General features: G+C 73.3%; 16 protein-coding genes. 12 read left to right on the top strand and 4 right to left on the bottom strand.

Features of this window, described 5'->3' with window-relative positions:
• Positions 1-20: 20 nt before the first annotated feature.
• A complete protein-coding gene (locus D1J63_RS14415) occupies positions 21-677 on the top strand; it encodes a contact-dependent growth inhibition system immunity protein (RefSeq protein ID WP_125629187.1) in 657 nt (218 codons plus the stop codon).
• Positions 678-750: 73 nt separating this feature from the next.
• Here the strand turns inward: D1J63_RS14415 and D1J63_RS14410 are convergent, their stop codons facing one another.
• A complete protein-coding gene (locus D1J63_RS14410; protein ID WP_125629186.1) occupies positions 751-1524 on the bottom strand; it encodes an SDR family oxidoreductase in 774 nt (257 codons plus the stop codon).
• Positions 1525-1578: 54 nt separating this feature from the next.
• On the bottom strand, positions 1579-2247 hold the full coding sequence (locus D1J63_RS14405; RefSeq protein ID WP_176154125.1) for an MOSC domain-containing protein: 669 nt from the start codon (positions 2245-2247) through the stop codon (positions 1579-1581).
• Positions 2248-2343: 96 nt separating this feature from the next.
• On the opposite strand from D1J63_RS14405, the gene D1J63_RS14400 reads away from it, so the two are divergent.
• A complete protein-coding gene (locus tag D1J63_RS14400; RefSeq protein WP_125629184.1) occupies positions 2344-3258 on the top strand; it encodes a LysR family transcriptional regulator in 915 nt (304 codons plus the stop codon).
• A gap of 44 nt (positions 3259-3302) precedes the next feature.
• On the opposite strand, the gene D1J63_RS14395 is transcribed toward D1J63_RS14400, so the two are convergent.
• Positions 3303-3632, bottom strand: coding sequence for a WhiB family transcriptional regulator (locus D1J63_RS14395; RefSeq protein WP_125629183.1), 330 nt, complete (start codon positions 3630-3632; stop codon positions 3303-3305).
• 381 nt (positions 3633-4013) lie between these two features.
• Between D1J63_RS14395 and D1J63_RS14390 the strand changes: the two genes are divergently transcribed.
• The 4 genes from D1J63_RS14390 (at position 4014) to D1J63_RS14375 (ending at position 8429) form a co-directional block, all read left to right on the top strand.
• Positions 4014-4625: a response regulator transcription factor gene (locus tag D1J63_RS14390; RefSeq protein ID WP_003948568.1), complete on the top strand. Its 612-nt coding sequence runs from the start codon at positions 4014-4016 to the stop codon at positions 4623-4625.
• Positions 4626-4905: 280 nt separating this feature from the next.
• Positions 4906-5493, top strand: a complete 588-nt coding sequence (locus D1J63_RS14385; RefSeq protein ID WP_031034860.1) for a sigma-70 family RNA polymerase sigma factor — start codon at positions 4906-4908, stop codon at positions 5491-5493.
• Between the two features lie 150 nt (positions 5494-5643).
• Entirely contained in the window at positions 5644-7149 is a 1506-nt protein-coding gene (gene guaB, locus D1J63_RS14380) for an IMP dehydrogenase (RefSeq protein ID WP_125629182.1), read from the top strand.
• A gap of 155 nt (positions 7150-7304) precedes the next feature.
• Positions 7305-8429, top strand: a complete 1125-nt coding sequence (locus tag D1J63_RS14375; RefSeq protein WP_125629181.1) for a GuaB3 family IMP dehydrogenase-related protein — start codon at positions 7305-7307, stop codon at positions 8427-8429.
• A gap of 70 nt (positions 8430-8499) precedes the next feature.
• Here D1J63_RS14375 and D1J63_RS14370 read toward each other — a convergent pair whose 3' ends face one another.
• Positions 8500-9717: a nucleotide sugar dehydrogenase gene (locus D1J63_RS14370; protein WP_102927077.1), complete on the bottom strand. Its 1218-nt coding sequence runs from the start codon at positions 9715-9717 to the stop codon at positions 8500-8502.
• A 302-nt stretch (positions 9718-10019) separates the two neighbouring features.
• Between D1J63_RS14370 and D1J63_RS14365 the strand changes: the two genes are divergently transcribed.
• The 6 genes from D1J63_RS14365 (at position 10020) to D1J63_RS14340 (ending at position 22159) form a co-directional block, all read left to right on the top strand.
• Positions 10020-11726 (top strand): glycerol-3-phosphate dehydrogenase/oxidase, encoded by a 1707-nt coding sequence (locus D1J63_RS14365; protein ID WP_125629180.1) that lies wholly within the window; start codon positions 10020-10022, stop codon positions 11724-11726.
• A 99-nt stretch (positions 11727-11825) separates the two neighbouring features.
• Positions 11826-13916, top strand: a complete 2091-nt coding sequence (locus D1J63_RS14360; RefSeq protein ID WP_125635477.1) for a serine/threonine-protein kinase — start codon at positions 11826-11828, stop codon at positions 13914-13916.
• A 173-nt stretch (positions 13917-14089) separates the two neighbouring features.
• Positions 14090-17107, top strand: coding sequence for a protein kinase (locus D1J63_RS14355; RefSeq protein ID WP_125629179.1), 3018 nt, complete (start codon positions 14090-14092; stop codon positions 17105-17107).
• A gap of 145 nt (positions 17108-17252) precedes the next feature.
• Positions 17253-19052, top strand: coding sequence for a serine/threonine-protein kinase (locus D1J63_RS14350; protein WP_164712842.1), 1800 nt, complete (start codon positions 17253-17255; stop codon positions 19050-19052).
• Between the two features lie 93 nt (positions 19053-19145).
• Positions 19146-20291 (top strand): serine/threonine-protein kinase, encoded by a 1146-nt coding sequence (locus D1J63_RS14345; protein ID WP_125635475.1) that lies wholly within the window; start codon positions 19146-19148, stop codon positions 20289-20291.
• A 104-nt stretch (positions 20292-20395) separates the two neighbouring features.
• The gene (locus D1J63_RS14340; RefSeq protein ID WP_164712841.1) at positions 20396-22159 is read left to right on the top strand and encodes a serine/threonine-protein kinase; all 1764 of its coding nucleotides are present in this window, start codon (positions 20396-20398) and stop codon (positions 22157-22159) included.
• Positions 22160-22163 lie beyond the last annotated feature (4 nt).

Here is a 22163-nt window from a genome sequence, read left to right as displayed (position 1 = left end):
ACCCGCAATCGGAGCAGCTGATGAGTCATTTCCTGCCGCCAGGACAGCGTTTCCACGAGCTCAGCGACCTGCTGGAGTCGTACGCCAACGTGGACTTCACATTCTCCGACACCGCGGAAGTCCCCGGGCCGGCTCTCTCCGCCTATCTCCGGATCGCTGCCCGGGATCCCGCGCGTGCGGCGACGGCGATCCGGCAGATCGACGACCTTCTCTCCGTCGGCCTGTTCTCCGACGAGATCGCGGACGAGGTGGAGTACCTCCCGCACATCCGACCACCAATGGGTACGACCGTCGAGGACTGCCTGCGCGTGGTGAGGGGCCACCTTCACCGCCTCCTGCACGATCCGTCACGCGTTCCGCAGACGACCCCGCAGACCTCCTGGGAATGGAATGAGCGCTTCCCCTCCCTGGGCCAGTTGCTCGGCGCCTACTTCCACCAGGACTTCTCCTACCTCTACGCGTCCCGCGAAGAGGCTCTCGACGAATACGTCGGCGAATCCGATTCGGAGGACCGCGCACGAGTGGCTCAGGAAATCGGCGAGCTGCTGGAAATGGTGTCGTCGGATCGGGAACTCCGAGCCGCGACCAGTGCGTTGGGCCTCGATCTCCTGCCGCCGGGAGGGATGTCCCTGCGGAAGTGGCTCGAAGCGATCCGCCGAAGGATCACGGCAGCGTAGTGGCCCCTGTTGTCGTGTCAGCTCTCTGCCTCGCGACAGGTGCCACGGCTGCTCCCCGCGCCGGCCCGCGTCCTCACTGCGGCCCGTACTTGCGTCCCGTTCGGGACGTGATTCCGCCCAGCAGGCCCCGCGGGACCAGCTTCGCCGCGCCCATCAGGGTCTTGTAGCGCGGGTCGGGGATCGACAGGGACTTGCCGCGGGAGAGGTCGGCGAGGGCCGCCGCGACGACGTTGTCCGCGTCGAGCCACATCCAGTTCGGGATGTTGTCCGTGCCCATGCCGGCCCGCTCGTGGAACTCGGTGCGCACGAAGCCGGGGGCCAGGGCCATCAGCCGTACGCCGCTGCCGGCCAGGTCCTTCGCCACGCCCTGCGTGAACTGCACGACCCACGCCTTGGAGGCGCCGTAGGTGCCGCGCGGGACGAAGGCGGCGACCGAGGCCACGTTGACGACGCCGCCGCGGCCCCGCTCCCGCATCGCCTCCACCGCCGCCGAGGTCAGCCGGAGCACCGCCTCGCAGTGCACCTTGAGCATGGTCAGCTCGTCGGCCATGGGGACGTCAAGGAAACGGCCCTTGTTGCCGAAACCGGCGTTGTTGATCAGCAGGTCGACGGGGCTCCTGCGGTCCGACAGCCGGGCGGCCACCGCGTCGATGCCGGCGTCCGTCGACAGGTCCGCCGTCAGCACCTCCGCCTCGATGCCGTGCCGGTCGTGCAGTTCGGTGGCCTGTGCGCGCAGCCGCTCGGTGTCGCGGGCCACCAGCACCAGGTCGTGCCCGTCGGCCGCCAGCCGGCGCGCGAACGCGGCGCCGAGGCCCGCCGTCGATCCCGTAATCAATGCCGTTGTCATGGCGCAAGGTTAGGGGGCGGGATCATGGGTGCGGACCGAGCACGTCCGCTTTGCTCAGGCCCCGTACTCCGCCACGTACTTCCGCGCCGACGCCAGCGCCTCCGGGTGCAGCGCGTCACCCGCCGCGAGCAGCCGGGGGAGCAGCTCCCGCTGGGTCGTCACCGCGCGGAACTGCAGGGCCACCGTCACCTCGTGGGCGGGCCGGTGCACGATGCGCACCGGGTCGCCCGCACGAATCTCACCGGGTTCGAGCACGCGGAAGTAGGCGCCCGGCGCGCCCTTCGCCGTGAAGCGCTTCACCCAGCGCGGCTCGCCCAGGTGGCCCTGGAAGGTACGGCAGGGGATGCGTCCGGACGTCACCTCCAGGAGCAGCTCCGGGCCGATCCGCCAGTGCTCGCCGATGAGAGCGCCGGCGAGGTCCAGGCCCGTGGTGGTGAGGTTCTCGCCGAACGAGCCGTTCGGCAGTTCGCGGCCCAGCTCGCGCTCCCAGGCGTCCATGTCCTCGCGCGCCATCGCGTACACCGCCTGGTCGTCGCCGCCGTGGTGCCGCGTGTCGCAGACGGTGTCGCCGGCCAGACCGCTCGCCCCGAAGCCCTTCGCCCCGGGCGCCGCCACCCGTACGGGGCCGTCCGCGGGCCGCTTGTCGATGCCCGTGACGCCCTCCGGCTGGTCCGTGTAAGGCACCGCCTTCGCGCGGCCCAGGTTGACGGACAGAAGCCTCATGGCGGGAAGGTGCATGCCAGCACGGTAGGCCATGCCCACCCAAAGCGGCGACCCATTAATCGGCGCTCGGTCAAAGAGTCGCTTATCCTTGTGAGTGTGATCGAGGCTCGTCATCTCCGTGTCCTGCGCGCCGTGGCATCGACCGGTTCCTTCTCCGCCGCCGGGCGCGAGCTGGGCTGCACCCAGCCCGCCGTCAGCCAGCAGATGAAGGCCCTGGAGTCCTCCGTCGGCACCCCGCTGCTCGTGCGCACCGGGCGCGAGATGCGGCTCACCCAGGCCGGAGAGGCGCTGGTGCGGCACGCCGCCGGGATCATCGCCGGGCTCACGGCGGCCGAGGAGGAGGTCGCCGCGATCGCCGGGCTGCGCGCCGGCCGGGTCCGGCTGGTCTCCTTCCCCAGCGGCAGCTCCACCCTCGTACCGACCGCCCTGGCCGCGCTGCGCGCCGCGCATCCCGGCACCCGGGTCTTCCTGGAGGAGGCCGAACCGCCGAAGTCCGTCGAGCTGCTGCGCGAGGGCGACTGCGACGTGGCGCTCGCCTTCCGCTACGAGGGCGCGGCCGGCGCGGAGGAGTGGGACGACCTCGTCGTACGGCCGCTGCTGACCGACCGGCTGGTGGCGCTGGTCCCGGAGGGGCACCGGCTCGCCCGTACCGCGGGGGCCGTGGCCATCGGGGAGCTGGCCCGGGAGTCCTGGATCGCGGGTTGCCCGCGCTGTCGCGGCCAGCTGGTCGAGGTGTGCGAAGGGGCCGGGTTCTCGCCCCGCATCGACTTCGCGACCGACGACTACCCGGCGGTGGTCGGCCTGGTCGGCGCGGGGCTCGGGGTGGCCGTACTGCCCCAGCTCGCCGTCGAGTCCGTGCGGCCCCGGGGCGTACGGACGGTCACGCTGGAGCCGGCCGTGCGCCGGGAGATCGTGGCCCTCACGCTGCCCGACCTGGCGCAGGTGCCGGCGGTGACGGCGACCCTGGACGAGCTGGCCCGGGCGGGCACGCGCCAGTCGGCGGCGCGCTGACCGCGTCGGGGAACCTTGCTTCGTTCCTCCAGAGAAACGTTCCTTCAGTGAGGTGCGGCCGCCTCCCCGCCGGCCGACGCCGCCGCCACCAGGCGGTTACGGGCCCGGCCCATGAGTTCCTCGCGCTCGTCCTCGGTCAGCCCGCCCCACACGCCGTACGGCTCACGCACCGCCAGCGCGTGCGCCGCGCACTCGGCGCGGACCGGGCACCTCATGCAGACCTCCTTGGCCGAGTTCTCGCGAGCGCTCCGTGCCGCACCGCGTTCGCCTTCCGGATGGAAGAAGAGCGAGCTGTCCACCCCTCGGCACGCAGCCAGGAGCTGCCAGTCCCACAGGTCCGCGTTCGGTCCGGGAAGGCGGGAGAAATCTGCCATTGCGTGACCCCTTGTAGCCGTTCTGGGTGGATACGGTGTCCACGACCGTACAACTACGATCTAAGGAGATGAAAATATGACTCATTGCGAATCTAGCCGCAGACACCAGCGAAGTGGAAGAAAAGCGGCTGAATGGGGCACCGCTTGTGATGAAACGGCGCGGGTCCCACGCGCATGTCTGCTGCGTGGCCGCCCCCTCACGTAGAGTGCCGAAGACGACACACAGCCCCGTAACTCTTTCGAGTGACCATCGTTGAGAGTGCGGAGGCGGTTGAAGGAACAAGTGCTCGGGCGGGCGTCCGGGACGGTCGACCGCACAGGTGACGATTTCGTACCAGCCTGGAGGCTCAACGTGACGCGCAAGAGCTGCGGAGGACGGCCATGACTTCCGTCCTCGTCTGCGACGACTCCCCGCTTGCCCGAGAGGCGCTCCGCCGCGCGGTCGCGACCGTGCCCGGCGTCGAGCGCGTGACGACGGCCGCCAACGGCGAGGAAGTCCTCCGCCGCTGGGGAGCCGACCGCTCGGACCTGATTCTGATGGACGTGCGCATGCCCGGCCTGGGCGGCGTCGAGACCGTCCGGCGGCTGCTGTCCGCCGACCCCGGCGCGCGCATCATCATGCTCACCGTCGCCGAGGACCTGGACGGCGTGGCCCTCGCGGTCGCCGCCGGTGCCCGTGGCTATCTGCACAAGGACGCCTCGCGCGCCGAGCTGCGCGCCACCGTCACCCAGGCCCTCGCCGACCCGACCTGGCGGCTCGCCCCGCGCCGGCTGCGTTCGGCCGAGATGGGTGCGGCGCCGACGCTCACCGCGCGGGAGATCCAGGTCCTGGAGGGCATGAGCCACGGCCGCTCCAACGCGGAGATCGGCCGCGAGCTGTTCCTCTCCGAGGACACCGTCAAGACCCACGCCCGCCGGCTCTTCAAGAAACTCGGCGCCTCGGACCGGGCACACGCCGTGGCGCTCGGCTTCCGGTGGGGCCTGGTCCGCTAGGGGCTCCCCGTGCGATGGAGTCCGAGAGGGCCCGTCGGGGACGTGACGATCCCCGCTTATCGCGAGGTGAGCGGGGGTGACAAGGCGACCCGCCGGGTGCCCGCTGCTCGTTTCGGCGCGGATGACGCATCCTTGAGGTGTGGAGTTCCTCGGGGACGAGTCGGTCGAGCGGAAGGGGAGGGCGCAGGGGATGAGTTCCGGCGCACCTGCTCATAACGCTTCGGTGCACAACAACGGGCACGGAGCCACGGATCGGACGGCCGCAAGGCACCATGGACCGATGCGTGACGACGAGGCGCCCCCGGACCAGGGGACGGTGGGTGGGCTCGTCCACCGCGCCGTGGACGGGGACGAGCAGGCCACGCACGACCTGCTCGCCCATGTCCACCCCCTGGCGCTGCGCTACTGCCGCACGCGGCTGTCCCGGCTGCCCGGTGACGCCCGGCACTTCGTCGAGGACCTCGCCCAGGAGGTCTGCGTCGCGGTGCTGCTCGCGCTGCCCCGCTACAAGGACACCGGACGCCCCTTCGAGGCGTTCGTCTTCGCCATCGCCGCCCACAAGGTCGCCGACCTCCAGCGGGCCGCGATGCGCCACCCCGGCTCGACGGCCGTCCCCTCCGACGAGATGCCCGAGCGGCCGGACGACTCCCTGGGCCCCGAGGAGCGGGCGCTGCTCAACAGCGACGCCGCCTGGGCCAAGAAACTGCTGGCCAACCTCCCCGAGAACCAGCGCGAGCTGCTCCTGCTGCGCATCGCGGTCGGGCTCACCGCCGAGGAGACCGGGCAGATGTTGGGAATGTCACCGGGTGCCGTGCGGGTCGCCCAGCACCGGGCGCTGAGCCGGCTACGGGCGCTGGCGGAGCAGTAGTTCGGGCGACGGCCCGCGTCCGACCCGCGCGGCGACCCCTCTCGTACAAAAGCACGAAGGTCGCACGCTTCCTTGATCGTGGAATGACCCACGTCCACTTCCCGTTAGCATGGACATCCGCACCGATCAAGGCCATTTGGGGAAGGTGTCATGACTGCCAACGTCGACGGAGTGCCCGAGAAATTCGCGACACTCGGGCTGACCTACGACGACGTGCTGCTGCTGCCGGGCGCCTCCGCGGTGCTTCCGAACGCGGTCGACACCTCGTCCCGCATCTCCCGCAACGTGCGGGTCAACATCCCGCTGCTCTCCGCGGCCATGGACAAGGTGACCGAGTCCCGGATGGCCATCTCCATGGCCCGCCAGGGCGGCGTCGGCGTCCTGCACCGCAACCTGTCCATCGAGGACCAGGCCAACCAGGTCGACCTGGTGAAGCGCTCCGAGTCGGGCATGGTGGCCAACCCCATCACCATCCACCCGGACGCCACCCTCGGCGAGGCCGACGCCCTGTGCGCCAAGTTCCGCATCAGCGGCGTCCCGGTCACCGACGGCGCGGGCAAGCTGCTCGGCATCGTCACCAACCGCGACATGGCCTTCGAGACCGACCGCACCCGGCAGGTGCGCGAGGTCATGACGCCGATGCCGCTGGTGACCGGCCAGGTCGGCATCTCCGGCGTGGACGCCATGGAGCTGCTGCGCCGTCACAAGATCGAGAAGCTTCCGCTGGTCGACGGCGACGGCGTCCTCAAGGGCCTGATCACGGTCAAGGACTTCGTCAAGGCCGAGCAGTACCCGCACGCCGCCAAGGACGCCGAGGGCCGCCTGCTCGTCGGCGCCGCCGTCGGCGCCAGCCCCGAGGCCCTCGACCGCGCCCAGGCGCTCGCCGAGGCCGGGGTGGACTTCCTCGTCGTCGACACCTCGCACGGCCACAACAGCAACGCCCTGAGCTGGATGTCGAAGATCAAGTCGAGCGTCGGCGTCGACGTCGTCGGCGGCAACGTCGCCACCCGCGACGGCGCCCAGGCCCTGATCGACGCCGGTGTCGACGGCATCAAGGTCGGTGTCGGCCCCGGTTCCATCTGCACGACCCGCGTCGTCGCCGGCATCGGCGTCCCGCAGGTCACCGCGATCTACGAGGCGTCCCTCGCCGCCCGCGCCGCCGGGGTGCCCCTGATCGGCGACGGCGGCCTCCAGTACTCCGGCGACATCGGCAAGGCGCTCGCCGCGGGCGCCGACACCGTGATGCTGGGCAGCCTGCTGGCGGGCTGCGAGGAGTCGCCGGGCGAGCTGCAGTTCATCAACGGCAAGCAGTTCAAGTCGTACCGCGGCATGGGCTCGCTGGGCGCCATGCAGTCCCGCGGCCAGGGCAAGTCCTACTCGAAGGACCGCTACTTCCAGGCCGAGGTCGCCTCCGACGACAAGCTCGTGCCCGAGGGCATCGAGGGCCAGGTCCCCTACCGGGGCCCGCTCGCCAACGTCCTGCACCAGCTCGTCGGCGGTCTGCGCCAGACCATGGGCTACGTCGGCGCCGCCACCATCGCCGAGATGGAGTCCAAGGGCCGCTTCGTCCGGATCACCTCCGCGGGCCTCAAGGAGAGCCACCCGCACGACATCCAGATGACGGTCGAGGCGCCGAACTACAGCCGCAGCAAGTAAGCGGCCGTAGCAAGTAAGCGGCGTAGCAAGCAAGCACACGGGCAGCAGCCTCCGAGGGCGGCTCCGGAGCATCCGGGGCCGCCCTCTGCGGTGCCCCGGCGCACCCGTCGGGGATACTGGAAGGCGCTGCAACGCATCAGGGAAAGGCCACAGACGTGACTGAGATCGAGATCGGGCGCGGCAAGCGCGGCCGCCGGGCGTACGCCTTCGACGACATCGCCGTCGTCCCCAGCCGCCGTACCCGGGACCCGAAGGAGGTCTCGATCGCCTGGCAGATCGACGCCTACCGCTTCGAGCTGCCGTTCCTGGCCGCTCCCATGGACTCGGTCGTCTCCCCGGCCACCGCGATCCGCATCGGCGAGCTGGGCGGCCTCGGCGTCCTCAACCTGGAAGGGCTCTGGACCCGGCACGAGGAACCGCAGCCGCTGCTCGACGAGATCGTCGGCCTCGACGCGGACACCGCGACCCGCCGCCTCCAGGAGATCTACGCCGCCCCCATCAAGGAGGAGCTGATCGGGCAGCGCATCAAGGAGGTGCGCGACTCGGGCGTGGTCACCGCCGCCGCGCTCTCCCCGCAGCGCACCGCCCAGTTCTCCAAGGCTGTCGTGGACGCGGGCGTCGACATCTTCGTCATCCGCGGTACCACCGTCTCCGCCGAGCACGTCTCCGGCTCGCACGAGCCGCTGAACCTGAAGCAGTTCATCTACGAGCTCGACGTGCCGGTGATCGTCGGCGGCTGCGCCACCTACACCGCCGCCCTGCACCTGATGCGCACCGGCGCCGCGGGCGTCCTCGTCGGCTTCGGCGGCGGCGCCGCCCACACCACGCGCAACGTGCTGGGCATCCAGGTGCCCATGGCCACCGCGGTCGCCGACGTGGCGGCGGCCCGCCGGGACTACATGGACGAGTCCGGCGGCCGGTACGTCCACGTCATCGCCGACGGCGGCGTCGGCTGGTCCGGCGACCTGCCCAAGGCCATCGCCTGCGGCGCGGACTCCGTGATGATGGGCTCCCCGCTGGCCCGCGCGACCGACGCGCCGGGCCGGGGCCACCACTGGGGCATGGAGGCCGTCAACGAGGAGCTGCCGCGCGGCCAGAAGGTCGACCTCGGCACGGTCGGCACCATCGAGGAGGTCCTCACCGGCCCGTCCCGCACCCCGGACGGCTCGATGAACTTCTTCGGCGCCCTGCGCCGCGCCATGGCCACGACCGGCTACAGCGAGCTGAAGGAGTTCCAGCGCGTCGAGGTGACGGTCGCGGACTCGCAGCACCGGCGGTAGTCACCCGAACGCCGTACCGAGGGGCCCGGAGCCGACGCTCCCGGGCCCCTCGTGTGTCCGCACGGCGCGGTCAGAGCCGGTGCGCCGCCCCCGTCGGCGTGGCCCCCCGCGTGTCCAGGAGGAGCTGGGCCTTGACCGACAGGCCCTGGAGGTCGTACGTGCGGTGCTGCTGGAGGAGGATGGTGAGGTCGGCGTCGGCGGCGGCCTCGTAGAGGGAGTCGGCGCGGGGGACGGGGCGGTCGGCGACGTTCCAGGACGGGACGTGCGGGTCGTGGTAGCTCACGGCGGCGCCCATCGACATCAGGCGGGTCGCGATCTCCTCGGCCGGGGTGGCCTGCTGGTCGGCGAGGTCGGCCTTGTAGGTGACGCCGAGGAGGAGGATCCGGGCGGCGCGGGCGGACTTGCCGTGCTCGTTGAGGAGGGCGGCGGCGCGCTGGACGACGTAGCGGGGCATCTGGGCGTTGACCTGCTGGGCCAGCTCCACCATGCGCAGGCTGTGCGGAGCCCGGCCGGTCAGGTCCTGGGGGACGGAATGGCCGCCGACGCCGGGGCCGGGGCGGAAGGCCTGGAAGCCGAACGGCTTGGTCTCCGCGCAGCGCAGCACGTCCCACAGGTCGACGCCGAGGTCGTCGCAGAGCACGGCCATCTCGTTGACCAGGGCGATGTTCACGTGCCGGAAGTTGGTCTCCAGGAGCTGCACCGTCTCCGCCTCCCGCGGTCCGCGTGCCCGGACCACCTTGTCGGTGAGGCGGCTGTAGAACGCGGCGGCCGACTCGGTGCAGGCGGGGGTGAGGCCGCCGATGACCTTCGGGGTGTTGGCCGGGGTGAAGTCGCGGTTGCCGGGGTCCACGCGGCTGGGGGAGTAGGCGAGGTGGAAGTCGCGGCCGGCGCGCAGCCCGGAGCCCTGCTCCAGGAGCGGGCGCAGGAAGTCCTCCGTCGTCCCGGGCCGCACCGGTGACTCCAGGATGACGGTGGTGTGCGGGCGCATGTGGGCGGCCAGGGTGCGGGCCGCGGCCTCCACCTGGGTGAGGTCCAGGCCGCCGTCCGCGCCCGGCGGGGTGGGCGCGCAGATGACGGCGGTGCGGACGCGGCCCAGCTCGGCCGGCCCGGCCGGTCCGGTCGGGGTGCGAAAGCCCGTGGCGAGCATCCGGCGGACCTCGGCGGGGGTGAGCGGGTCGGCCTCGGGGCCGGTGCGGTAGCCGAGGGTGGGGATGCCGGCGGCGACGGCGGCCTGGGCCAGGGGCAGGCCGTACGGGCCGAGTCCGATGACGGCGAGATCTGCGGGCATGGCGTGGGCCGTCCTTCCCAGTAACCGAAGCGGGACAGGTGCGCAAGCCCGGTGGACAGGATGGGCGAGCACAACGTCAGACTAGGAGTAAATATGACCGATTTGCGGGATTGATCTGCGGAGTTTCGGCGAGTGTCGACGGCGCGCCGCCTGCCGGTGGGGGGCCGGGGGGAAGTTGTCCACAGGTTCGGGCCTGCGGCTGCCGAAGTCGGGCAGGAAGGTCAGAATCTGGGCATGGTGGGTACCAGGAACCGGGCTCGCCCGAAGGGTGCGGCCGACGCGACCGACAGCGGGAGGCAGCAGTGAGGACAGCGACCCTTGGGCCGGCGCAGCGCGCCGAGTCGCTCGCCGCCATGGCCGAGCGCGAGCTCGACGTACTGGTGGTGGGCGCCGGCGTGGTCGGCGCGGGAACCGCGCTCGACGCCGTGACGCGCGGTCTGTCCGTCGGCCTGGTCGAGGCCCGGGACTGGGCCTCGGGCACCTCCAGCAGGTCCAGCAAGCTGATCCACGGCGGGCTGCGCTATCTGGAGATGCTCGACTTCGTGCTCGTGCGGGAGGCGCTGAAGGAGCGCGGACTGCTGCTCGAACGGCTGGCGCCGCACCTGGTGAAGCCGGTGCCGTTCCTGTATCCGCTGCAGCACAAGGGGTGGGAGCGGCTGTACGCGGGCTCGGGCGTCGCGCTCTACGACGCCATGTCCATGGCCCGCGGGCACGGCCGGGGCCTGCCGCTGCACCGGCACCTGAGCCGCCGTCACGCCCTGCGCGTGGCGCCCGCGCTGAAGAAGGACGCGCTGGTCGGCGCCTTGCAGTACTACGACGCCCAGATGGACGACGCCCGCTTCGTGGCCACGCTGGTGCGCACCGCGGCGGCGTACGGCGCCAGGGTCGCCAACCGCGCCCGGGTCACCTCCTTCCTGCGCGAGGGCGAACGGGTGGTCGGCGCGCGGGTGCGGGACGTCGAGGCGGGCGGCGAGTACGAGGTCCGCGCCAAGCAGGTGGTCAACGCGACCGGGGTGTGGACCGACGACACCCAGGCGATGGTGGGCGAGCGCGGCCAGTTCCACGTCCGGGCCTCCAAGGGCATCCACCTGGTCGTGCCCAAGGACCGCATCCACTCCAGCACCGGCCTGATCCTGCGCACCGAGAAGTCCGTGCTGTTCGTCATCCCCTGGGGCCGGCACTGGATCATCGGCACCACGGACACCGACTGGGACCTCGACAAGGCCCACCCGGCCGCGTCCAGCGCCGACATCGACTACCTGCTGGAACACGTCAACTCGGTGCTGTCGGTGCCCCTGACGCGCGACGACGTCGAGGGCGTGTACGCCGGGCTGCGCCCGTTGCTGGCCGGCGAGTCGGACGCCACCAGCAAGCTGTCGCGCGAGCACACCGTCGCCCACCCCGTACCCGGCCTGGTCGTCGTCGCGGGCGGCAAGTACACGACGTACCGGGTGATGGCCAAGGACGCCGTGGACGAGGCGGTGCACGGGCTCGACCTGCGGGTCGCCGACTGCGTCACCGAGGAGACCCCGCTGCTGGGCGCCGAGGGCTACCACGCGCTGTGGAACGCGCGGGCCCGGATCGCCGCCCGCACCGGACTGCACGTCGTACGCGTGGAGCATCTGCTGAACCGTTACGGCGCGTTGACGGAGGAGCTGCTCGAACTCGTCGCCGCCGACCCCTCCCTGGGCGAGCCCCTCACCGGCGCCGACGACTATCTGCGCGCCGAAGTCGTCTACGCCGCCTCGCACGAGGGCGCGCGGCACCTGGACGACGTACTCACCCGGCGCACCCGCATCTCCATCGAGACCTTCGACCGGGGCACGCAGTGTGCCCGCGAGGCCGCCGAGCTGATGGCACCGGTCCTCGGCTGGGACAAGGGCCAGGTCGAACGGGAGGTCCAGCACTACGAGAAGCGGGTCGAGGCCGAGCGCGAGTCGCAGCGCCAGCCCGACGACCTGACCGCCGACGCGGCCCGGCTGGGGGCGCCGGACATCGTGGCGCGGTAAGGAGGGCGGGCGGGAACCCTGCGGGCACCCTGGGCGTAGAGCACTTGTCGGGTGAGGGACAATGAAGGCTCTGTCAGGGCGGGTTGCATGAGGGGACGCATGTCGGAGGCGGAGCGGGCGGGGACATCCCGTACGGACAAGAGCGCACGTCTCCTCGCCGGGCGGTACCGGCTGGGAGACGTGCTCGGCCGCGGCGGCATGGGGACGGTGTGGCGCGCGGAGGACGAGACCCTCGGACGCACGGTCGCCGTCAAGGAGCTGCGGTTCCCGGGGAACATCGACGAGGAGGAGAAGCGGCGCCTGATCACGCGCACGCTGCGCGAGGCCAAGGCGATCGCGCGGATCCGCAACAACAGCGCCGTCACGGTCTACGACGTCGTCGAGGAGGACGACCGGCCGTGGATCGTGATGGAACTCGTCGAGGGCAAGTCGCTCGCCGAGGCCATCCGTGAGGACGGCCTGCTGGAGCCGAAGCGGGCCGCCGAGGTCGGACTGGCCATCCTGGACGTGCTGCGCTCCGCGCACCGCGAGGGCATCCTGCACCGCGACGTGAAGCCGTCGAACGTACTGATCGCCGAGGACGGCCGGGTCGTGCTCACCGACTTCGGCATCGCCCAGGTCGAGGGCGACCCCTCCATCACCTCCACCGGCATGCTCGTCGGCGCCCCCTCCTACATCTCCCCCGAGCGGGCCCGCGGCCACAAGCCCGGCCCGGCCGCCGACCTGTGGTCGCTGGGCGGGCTGCTGTACGCCGCCGTCGAGGGCGTCCCGCCCTACGACCGGGGCTCGGCGATCGCGACGCTCACCGCGGTGATGACGGAGAACCTGGAGGAGCCGAAGAACGCCGGCCCGCTGCGCGACGTCATCTACGGGCTGCTCAACAAGGACCCCGACCAGCGGCTCGACGACGCGGGGGCCCGCGCGATGCTCAACAGGGTCATCCACGCCCCGGAGCGGGCGGCCGGGGCCGAACCGGTGGACGCCACCAAGGTCGTACCGCTGCCCCCGCAGCCGGACGGGCGCGGGCGTCGCGGCGGCTCCGCGGGCACGGGGGCCAAGCGGGCCGAGGAGGCCGGGGAGAAGCTGCGCGGAGCGCTGCGTTCCGTGCGCAAGGCCGCCGTCGGGGCCGGTGCCGCCGGTGCGGCGGCCGCCTCGCGGACCCGGCCGGGCGACGGCGGCGGGACCGCTGCGGGTGCCGCGCGCGCCACGGGGGCCTCGGGTGCTGCCGGTGCCCCGGGCGCCGCGGGTTCAGCGGGTTCTGCGGGGGCGACCGCTGCCGCGCCTGCGCCTCGGGTGGGATCGGGTGCCGGTGGCGCCGGCCGGGCGGTCGGCTCGGGAGCCGGTGCGTCGTCCGCCGCCCAGGGCGCGAAGAGCTCCGGCTGGCCCGTCGTGCCGCCGCCGGACCTGCCGGCCCGGTCCGTGCCCCGGGCGCCGCTCACCGACGTGGTGCCGCGCCGGACGCTGATCATCATCGCGGTGGTCGTGGCCCTGGCCGTGCTGGGCACCGTGCTGGCCCTCACGCTCGGCGGGGGCGACGACGACAAGGGTGCCGAGGGCGGCAGCGGTGGCAAGGCCGTGGCCTCCGCCGGAGCGAGCGGCGACACCAAGCAGGACGAGGGGAGCGGCACCAGCACCGACGGCTCCGCCTCCGACCCCACGACCGACGGGGCCGCGAGCGGCGCCCCGGACACCGCAGCGAGCGCCTCCGGCGAGGACGAGGGCGAGTCGGACGACGCCGGGAAGTCCGACGACGACGAGAACGTGGCCGCCACCCACCAGGGCGACCAGGGTTACCGCATCGGGCTCCCCAAGGGCTGGAAGTTCGCCTCCACGGGCTCCGCGGGCGACCGGTTCACCGGGCCCGGGGGACAGAAGCTGCTGGTCGCCTGGACCTCCACGCCCAAGGGCGACCCCGTCGCGGACTGGAAGAACCAGGAGCGGTACATGGTCCGCTCCAACTACAAGAAGATCCGCATAGAGAAGGTGGGCTACCGGGACTGGAACGCGGCCGACTGGGAGTTCACCTACACCGACGGCGGCACCAAGTACCGGACCGTGGACCGGGGCTTCGTCGTCAACGACCACCAGGGCTACGCGCTCATGTACACCGCGAAGGCCGCCGACTGGGGCGAGGACCTGCGCCGGGACACCTGGCGGACCCTGTCGAAGACCTTCGAACCCAAGTCCTGAGCGGAGGGGACCCGGCGCCCGGGCACCCGGTCCCGGGTTTGACCCGCCCGATATCTGGCATCAGCTCATTGCGGGTTGCCTCCGGCACGTATCGTGAGTGGTTGCGGACCGTACGCAGCCGGAACGGCCCGCCGGGCGAACGGAATTGACCGACGGCTGCCGGGGGTGGCGACGTGGACGACTACGCGGGACGGGTACTCGCCGACCGCTACCGCCTGCCGCTGCCGCCCTCCGACGAGTACGAACTCACCGAGAGCCGGGCCTTCGACACCTACAGCGGACAGGAAGTCCTGGTCCGTCAGGTGCCGTTGCCCGAAGTCGTCGAGGCCGAGGTGCTCGACGCGGACGGCCTGCCCGACGGCTTCACGGCCCGGGACGGCGGCGCCCGCCACCCCGGCCGGCGCTCACCGGCCGCGCGCGGCGGCCCCCGGCGTCCGGCCGATCCGGTGGTCCGGCGTGCGGTCGAGGCCGCGCAGGCCGCGGCGGCGGTGCCCGACCATCCGCGCCTGGACCAGGTCTTCGACGTGTTCGCCGAGGGCGGCTCGCTGTGGGTCGTCAGCGAGCTGGTGGCCGCGAGGCCACTGGCCGCGCTGCTCGCCGAACAGACCCTGACGCCGTACCGGGCGGCCGAGGTCGCCTCCGACGTCCTGCTGGCGCTGCGGGTGCTGCACTCGTACGGCTGGGTGCACCGCAACATCACCGCACGCACCGTGCTCGTCTGCGACGACGGGCGCGTCATGCTGACCGGCCTGGCGGTCGGCGCGGCGGAGGAGGCGCTGTGCGGGTACGACCCGGTGCCCCGGCCGCCCGACGAGGAGCCGGCCCCCGCGGTCGACCCGAACGGCACCTTCGGCCCGGGCGGCGGCGTCACCCGGACCGCGGTCTTCGGCCCGGGCGACGCCGACCCCGAGGCCGCCCGGCGGGCCGCCATCGAGGCACGGGGCGTCGGCGGGCTCCCGGTGACCGGAGGGCCCGCACCGGGCGGAACCCCCGCCCCGCTCGCCCCCGCGTCGCTCGATGCCGGCGGAGACGCCCGCGCCGCTCGCGCCGGTGCGATCGCCGCCTACCGCGCGGGTGCCAGGGCCGCCGCCCGCGTCCAGGAGGCCCAGAACGGCCGTGCGGCCCTGCCGGGTGCCCGCCCCGCCCCCGACGCCGCGCGGGCCGACGGCCCCGGCGCGGGCGGCGGACGACCGGGGGTCACCGCCGGTTCCGGCGGGGCTCCGTACCCCGTTGACCGCGAAGCGGTGTCCGGCGCCGAGGCCGACACGGGGGGCGGGTGGTGGGAGGGCGCCACCGGCTCGGGCGGGGCTCCGGCTCCGTACGCCGTCGAGCGTGCTGCCGCGTCCGATGCCGCGTCCGGCGGCCCGGAGGGCGACGCTGCGGTCGGTGACCCCGCGTCGTCCGGCGACCCGGCCCCGCCCGGGCGGATCGCCGACCCCTACGGCGTACGCACCACCTCCTGGCACGGCGCCACCCCCCGTACGCCCGGGGACCCGGCGTTCCCCGCCCCCCGCCCGGAGGGTGACCCGACGGCCGGATCCGGACCGGTGACCGGGCGGGCCCTGCCGGCCGCCCGGCAGGAGGACACCGCGGAGTCCGCCGCCGCCCGGCGGGGGACCCCGGCCGGGGGTGCCGCTTTGCCGTACGACACCGAGTCCGAGTCGGGCGCCCTGCCGTACGGGGCCGCGTCCGGGTCGGGTGCTCTGCCGTACGGGGCCGCGTCCGGGTCGGGTGCCCAGCCGTACGACACCGAGTCCGGGCCGGGCGCCCAGCCGTACGAGGCAGCTTCCGGGCCGGGCGCTTCGCCGCAGGAGGCCGCTTCAGGGTCGGTCGTCCCACCGCGGGAAGGGACCGCAGGGCCGGGCGTGCCGGCGCAGGCCGGTGGGGCCGCGTCCGCCGCGCGCTGGGACGACCTGGTGGCGCGTACCCCCGGGCCACGCGGTCCGGCCACCGCGCTCGCCGCCGAGCGGTCCCGGCAGACGCGGATGGCCGTGGTCGGGCCCGTGACCGAGCGCTGGGCGCCGGAGCAGGCCGGACCCGTGCACGAGAACTGGCAGCTGGCCGCGCCCATCGGCCCCGCCACCGACCTGTGGGCCCTGGGCGCGCTGCTCTTCCGCGCCGTACAGGGTCACGCGCCGTACCCGGAGGAGTCGACCGCCGAGCTGGTGCAGATCGTGTGCGCGGAGCCGCCCGCGTTCGCCGAGGAGTGCGGGCCGCTGCGGCCGATCGTGGAGTCGCTGCTGCGTCAGGACCCCACCGAGCGCATCGAGTTCGAGGAGCTGAGCGGCTGGCTGCGCTCCCTCGTACGGTCCGCGCCCGAGCCGGAGGCCGGCCTGCACGTCATCTCCGCGCCGCCGGTCGAGACGGGCCGGCTGCCCATCGTGCGCCGCCGCGGCGAATTGGTGCGCAGGCGGCGTGCCGGGCTGCCCGCGCACCACGGACGGCACAAGCGCGGCCGGGCGGAGACCGGCCGCTCACCCCGCAGCCTCGGCCGGACGCTGCTCCTGCTGATACTGCTCGCGCTGGCCGGCGCGGTCGCGTACGCCATGTTCTTCATGCCCAAGAGCGACACGAGCGGAGCCGGAGCCGCCGACCGGACGGGTGCCGCAGGCGAGGTGAGCCAGGCGCCCCCCGCCAAGTCGCCGGAGGCCGGCGGCGAACCCCGGCCCGACGGGACGTCCCCGGCGCCCGACCCCGAGGCGTCGCGGACGGCGGGCGGCCCGGAGACGCAGTCCAACGTCGCCGACGGATTCACCCTGCGCAAGGACGCGGAGGGTTTCCGCATCGCCGTCGCCGAGGGCTGGAACCGGACCCCGCGCAACGGCAGCGGCCAGGTCGTCTACGGCAAGGGCGACTTCGAGCTGATCGTCGTGCCCGGCCGCGACCGCGCCTCCGAGTTCGGCGACGACCCGATGACCTACCAGCGCGACAGCGAACCCGAGTTGGCGTCGTACCGGGCCTCCAGCTGGGCCACCTCCAGCGGTCTGAAGACCATCGAGGTCGGCGGACGGACCATGGCGGAGGGGCAGTTCACCTGGACCGGCGCCGGCGGCGAGCTGTACGTGCGCAACGTCGCCATGCTCATCGACGGGCGTTACCACGTGGTCCAGGTCCGCGGTCCGGAGGCGGAGCGTGACGAGGTCTCCCGGCTGTTCGAACAGGCCTCGGCGACCTACCAGTACACACGCTGACGGCAGTTCGGCCCGATGGTTGCCTGCCGTCACGGAAAGCGACAACCGTCACAGAGCGGTTTCCATACCACCCCACCCGTTCCCCGGACGGTGACCGGTCCCTAGTCTGACCCTGACAAGACCATTGCGGGGCAACGTGAATCAGATGCAGGGCCGGCTCGTCGCGGATCGCTACCGGCTCGGGGAAGCCATCGGCAGCGGCGGCATGGGCCGGGTGTGGCGCGCACACGACGAGGTGCTGCACCGGACCGTCGCCATCAAGGAGTTGACCGCCGCGCTCTACGTCTCGGAGAGCGACCAGGCCATCCTCCTGGCGCGCACCCGGGGCGAGGCACGCGCGGCGGCACGGATCAACCACTCGGCCGTCGTCACCGTGCACGACGTACTCGAACACGACGGCCGGCCGTGGATCGTGATGGAGCTGGTCGAGGGACGCTCGCTGGCCGACGCCGTCAAGGAGGAGGAGCGGGTCGATCCGCGCGAGGCGGCCCGGATCGGCCTGTGGGTGCTGCGTGCCCTGCGCGCCGCGCACACCGCCGGGGTCCTGCACCGCGACGTCAAGCCGGGCAACGTGCTGCTCGCCGACGACGGACGCGTCCTGCTCACCGACTTCGGCATCGCGCAGATCGAGGGCGACTCCACCATCACCCGGACCGGAGAGGTCGTCGGCTCCGTCGACTACCTCGCGCCCGAGCGCGTCCGCGGCCACGACCCCGGCCCGTCCTCCGACCTGTGGGCGCTCGGCGCGACGCTGTACACGGCGGTGGAGGGCCGGTCGCCGTTCCGCCGCACCTCACCGCTCACCACCATGCAGGCGGTCGTCGAGGAGGAGGCCGGCGAGCCCCGGTACGCCGGTGCGCTCGCGCCCGTCATCAGCGCCCTGCTGCGCAAGGATCCGGCCGAACGGCCCGACGCCACCGAGGCCGAGCACCTGCTCGCCCAGGCGGCCGAGGGCAGGCGCCCGAACGAGGCCCAGGCCTACGTGCCGACCACCCGCTACCCGGGGCCCCCGCCGCGGTCCGGCGACACGGTCCACCAGGGGATGCCCGGGGCGCCGGGGGCCGCGGGGACGCCTGGAACGACAACACCCGGGATGCCGGGCGCCCCGGGCCCCGTGGGTGGAACCGCCGCCACGCCGTACCCGCCGGTGACCGGCCCCACCGCGGTCGGCCCCGCGGCGACGGGGCACACGGTGCCCGGATACCCGGCCACCGGCGCCGTGCCCGGAACGCCGGGCGGCGTCGCTCCGGTGGCCCCGGTCGCTCCCCGACGCCCCCGACGGACGCGGATACGCACGCTCGCCCTGGTCGTCGCCGTCGCCGCCCTCATCGGCGCGGGCACCGCCGTGGTGCTGCAACAGCGCGACGGGGGCGGCGCGTCGGCCGGCTCCGACCCCACCCACACGCCGTCGGACTCGGCTTCCCCGTCCGCCTCCGGCAAGACCGGCCAGGGCCCCGGCGGTGCCGTCCCGGCCGACTGGGTGCGTCGCGACGACCCGCTGGGTTTCAGCCTCTACCTGCCCGCGAACTGGCAGCGCAGGGACTTCGACGGCGACAGCGGCGAACTCCGGCAGATCGACTACACCCCCGACGGCGGCGAGCACGTCATCCGCATCTCCGTGGACACCGCCCCCGACTACAACGACCCGTACGCGCACCAGCAGGACCTGGACGCGCAGCTCGCCGGGCGGCTGGTCGGCTACCGGCGCATCGCCCTGGACCGCGCCACCTACCGCGACCGCGACAGCTCCCGGTGGGAGTACGGCTGGACCGCGCTGGCCAAGGACACCGAGTTCCCCGGCCCGCGCCGGGCCGTGTCGCAGGCGTACCTGTCCCGCGACGGCGTCGAGTACGCCCTCAACATGACGGGACCGGCCAGTGACTGGGCGACCACGAAACGGTGGTTCAAGGCCGTGCTGCAGGGCTGGCAGGAGAAGACCGGCTGAACCCCGCGGCGGCGGCCACGGCACACACGTACCCGTCGGTTGTCGGCCACCCGTGTGACAGCGGCCCGGAGCCGGTGCGTCCGGTGGGGCATGATGGGACGCATGGTGACCGAGGGGGCGGGCGGGCGTGTCATCGCGGGCCGTTACCGGCTCCATGAGCGGCTCGGCAGCGGGGGCATGGGCATCGTGTGGCGGGCCACCGACCAACTGCTCGCCCGTGAAGTGGCCGTGAAGGCGCTGCCCCTCGACGAGACCCTCTCCGCGGCCGAGGCCCGCCGGCGTCGTGAACGCACCCTGCGCGAGGCCCGCGCGGTCGCGCAGTTGCGGCATCCGCACGTCATCGTCGTGCACGACGTGGTCGAGGACGACGAACGCGCCTACATGGTCATGGAACTGGTCGACGGCGGCTCGCTCGCCGACCGGGTGCTCGGCCGCGGCCCCGTCGACGCCGCCGAGGCCGCCCGCATCGGCATCGCCCTGCTCGACGCCCTGGACACGGCCCACGCGGCGGGGATCCTGCACCGGGACGTGAAGCCGTCGAACGTGCTGCTCGCCGAGGACGGCCGGGTCGTCCTCACCGACTTCGGCGTGGCCCAGGTCGCGGGCTCCACCACACTCACCGAGAACGGTTCCTTCGTCGGTTCCCCCGAGTACACCGCCCCGGAGCGGATGTCCGGGGCCGGGACCGGTCCGGAGTCCGACCTGTGGTCGCTGGGCGTGCTGCTGTGCGCGGTGCTCAGCGGCGCGTCCCCCTTCCACCGCGACTCCCTGGGCGGTGTGCTGCACGCCGTGGTCACCGAGGAGATCCGCCCGCCCGCGCAGGCCGGACCGCTCCTGCCGGTCGTACGGGGTCTGCTGGAGCGCGATCCGCGACGGCGGCTGGACGCGGCGTCGGCGCAGCGGATGCTGCGCGCCTACCTCGACACGGGCCGTACGCCGGCGACCGCGGCGGCGGCCGCGACCGGCGGGCCCCCGCGGGCGCGACGGAGCGTGAAACGGAGCGTGCTCATGGCGGTGCTGCTGGTCGTCGCCGCGGCGGGCGCCGGGGTCTCGGCCGCCGTACTGCTCGCGGACGCGGGCGACGACGGGAGCGGAACGCCCGCGACTTCGGTGCCCGCGACGCCGACGACCCGCCCGACGTCGACGGACCGGCCGACGTCGACGGACCGGCCGACCCCGGCGCCGTCCGAGCCGTCGGCGACGCAGCCGCCGCCCTTCGTGACCGGCTCCGGTACCTGACGGAAGACCTAAAAGGGAGATAAGCGGCACCCCGCGTCACGGGTCTGTGACCGCCGCGCACCGGCGGTGGAAAGGAGCCCGCCCGGCGCGATATGGATGGACCCATGAGCAACAACGGGGGATCACGCGGCAGGCCGGACGAGCCGACGAGTTTTGACCTGCAACCGCCGAACCGGCCGGCCGCCGTGCCGCATCCGGGCAATCCGTACGCGGCCGACACCCAGGTCGTACCGTCGCCGTCGCAGCCCCCGGCCGTGAACGCCGCCGGGACCCCGTCGCCGGACCGTCCGTCGCCCCGCCCTTCGTCCGCACCGGCTGCCGCCTCCGCCGCCGCGCAGGACCCGGGCGCCGGGCGGCTCATCGCCGGCCGCTACCGGCTGATCGCCAAGCTCGGGCACGGCGGCATGGGCACGGTGTGGCGCGCGAAGGACGAGACCGTCGACCGCGAGGTCGCCGTCAAGGAGCCGCGCGTCCCCGATCACCTTCCCGAACGCGAACGGGACAACGCCTTCGAGCGGATGCGCCGCGAGGCGCGCGCCGCGGCCCGGCTCGACCACCCCGCGGTGGTCGACGTGCACGACGTGGCGGTCGTGGACGAGCAGCCGTGGATCGTGATGGAACTCGTGCGCGGGCGCTCGCTGGGCGACGTCCTCCAAGAGGGCACGCTGGGCGCGCGCGAGGCCGCCCGGATCGGCCTGGAGGTGCTCGGCGCGCTGGAGGCCGCACACGCCGCCGGCGTCCTGCACCGGGACGTGAAGCCGGACAACGTCCTGCTCGGCCGGCACGACCGGGTCGTCCTGACCGACTTCGGCATCGCCCAGATCGAGGGCGAGACCAGCCTGACCGACACCGGCGGCTTCGTCGGCTCCCCCGAGTACATCGCCCCGGAGCGGGTGCTCGGGCAGCGTCCGGGACCGGCGAGCGACCTGTGGTCGCTGGGCGTCGTGCTGTACGCGGCGACGGAGGGCGTCTCGCCGTTCCGCCGCAGCAACACCCCCGCCACGCTCCAGTCGGTGCTGAACGCCGTGCCGGCGCCGCCCGCCTCCGCGCAGGGCCCGCTGGCCGAGGTGATCACCGGCCTGCTGGAGAAGGACCCGGCGCGCCGCCCGGACGCCGCCCGGGTCCGCGCCCTGCTGGACGCCGCCGCGAACCCGCCCGCGCCGCCGCCCACCCAGGTGGTCCGGGTCGACGCTCCCCAGCAGCCGGCCCCGGCGCCCGCGTCCCGCTGGAGCGTCCGGCTGGGCCGCAACGCGTGGATCACCCTCGGCGCGGCCGTCGTCGCGGCGGCGGTGGCGTCGTACCTCGTGGTCGCCGACCCCTTCGCGGGCACCCTGCCGGACGGCTGGAAGCAGCACGACCTCGACGGCAAGGTGGGCATGAGCGTCGGTGTGCCCGCCGAGTTCGTGAAGGCGAAGCACCCGGACGACTGGGACGGCACGAACGAGACGTTCGCCGACCCGAGCGGCGCCGTCACCGTCTTCGTGGACCGCGACATCAAGAAGGACGACAAGGACGGCAAGATCCCGGACACCGCCGGCGCCAACGCCTGGGCGGACTGGGAGATGCTCAAGGACGGCGAGTACTCCTGGAACTTCGCCTCCGACCCCGCGCCCAAGGGCGAACCGAGCGAGACGGAGTACCGGGGCGAGAAGGCCGCCGAGAACACCATCGCGTACACGACCGCGGACACCCAGAACCCCCGCGCCCGTGAGTTCCGCATCCTGTACTACCGGGCCGGCAACGGCGACATGTGCAAGGTGTCGATCGACTATCCCCGCGAGGGCTACTTCGCCGACGAGGGGCGGGAGATCGCCCGGGCGGTGATCGCGAACTGGGAGGTCGGGAAGACCGGCGGCCCCGCGACGTAACGCC

This window comes from Streptomyces sp. KPB2 (assembly GCF_003950055.1).
GTDB lineage: Bacteria > Actinomycetota > Actinomycetes > Streptomycetales > Streptomycetaceae > Streptomyces > Streptomyces salinarius.
The sequence above is the reverse complement of the archived record's forward strand: the minus strand, read 5'-3'. Positions and strand labels throughout refer to the sequence as shown.

Coding starts and splice junctions, on each gene's coding strand:
- D1J63_RS14415 (WP_125629187.1), top strand. CDS start 21: ATGAGTCATTTCCTGCCGCCAGGACAGCGTTTCCACGAGCTCAGCGAC.
- D1J63_RS14410 (WP_125629186.1), bottom strand. CDS start 1,524: ATGACAACGGCATTGATTACGGGATCGACGGCGGGCCTCGGCGCCGCG.
- D1J63_RS14405 (WP_176154125.1), bottom strand. CDS start 2,247: ATGAGGCTTCTGTCCGTCAACCTGGGCCGCGCGAAGGCGGTGCCTTAC.
- D1J63_RS14395 (WP_125629183.1), bottom strand. CDS start 3,632: ATGGCAGATTTCTCCCGCCTTCCCGGACCGAACGCGGACCTGTGGGAC.
- D1J63_RS14390 (WP_003948568.1), top strand. CDS start 4,014: ATGACTTCCGTCCTCGTCTGCGACGACTCCCCGCTTGCCCGAGAGGCG.
- D1J63_RS14385 (WP_031034860.1), top strand. CDS start 4,906: ATGCGTGACGACGAGGCGCCCCCGGACCAGGGGACGGTGGGTGGGCTC.
- guaB (WP_125629182.1), top strand. CDS start 5,644: ATGACTGCCAACGTCGACGGAGTGCCCGAGAAATTCGCGACACTCGGG.
- D1J63_RS14370 (WP_102927077.1), bottom strand. CDS start 9,717: ATGCCCGCAGATCTCGCCGTCATCGGACTCGGCCCGTACGGCCTGCCC.
- D1J63_RS14360 (WP_125635477.1), top strand. CDS start 11,826: ATGTCGGAGGCGGAGCGGGCGGGGACATCCCGTACGGACAAGAGCGCA.
- D1J63_RS14350 (WP_164712842.1), top strand. CDS start 17,253: ATGCAGGGCCGGCTCGTCGCGGATCGCTACCGGCTCGGGGAAGCCATC.
- D1J63_RS14345 (WP_125635475.1), top strand. CDS start 19,146: ATGGGACGCATGGTGACCGAGGGGGCGGGCGGGCGTGTCATCGCGGGC.
- D1J63_RS14340 (WP_164712841.1), top strand. CDS start 20,396: ATGAGCAACAACGGGGGATCACGCGGCAGGCCGGACGAGCCGACGAGT.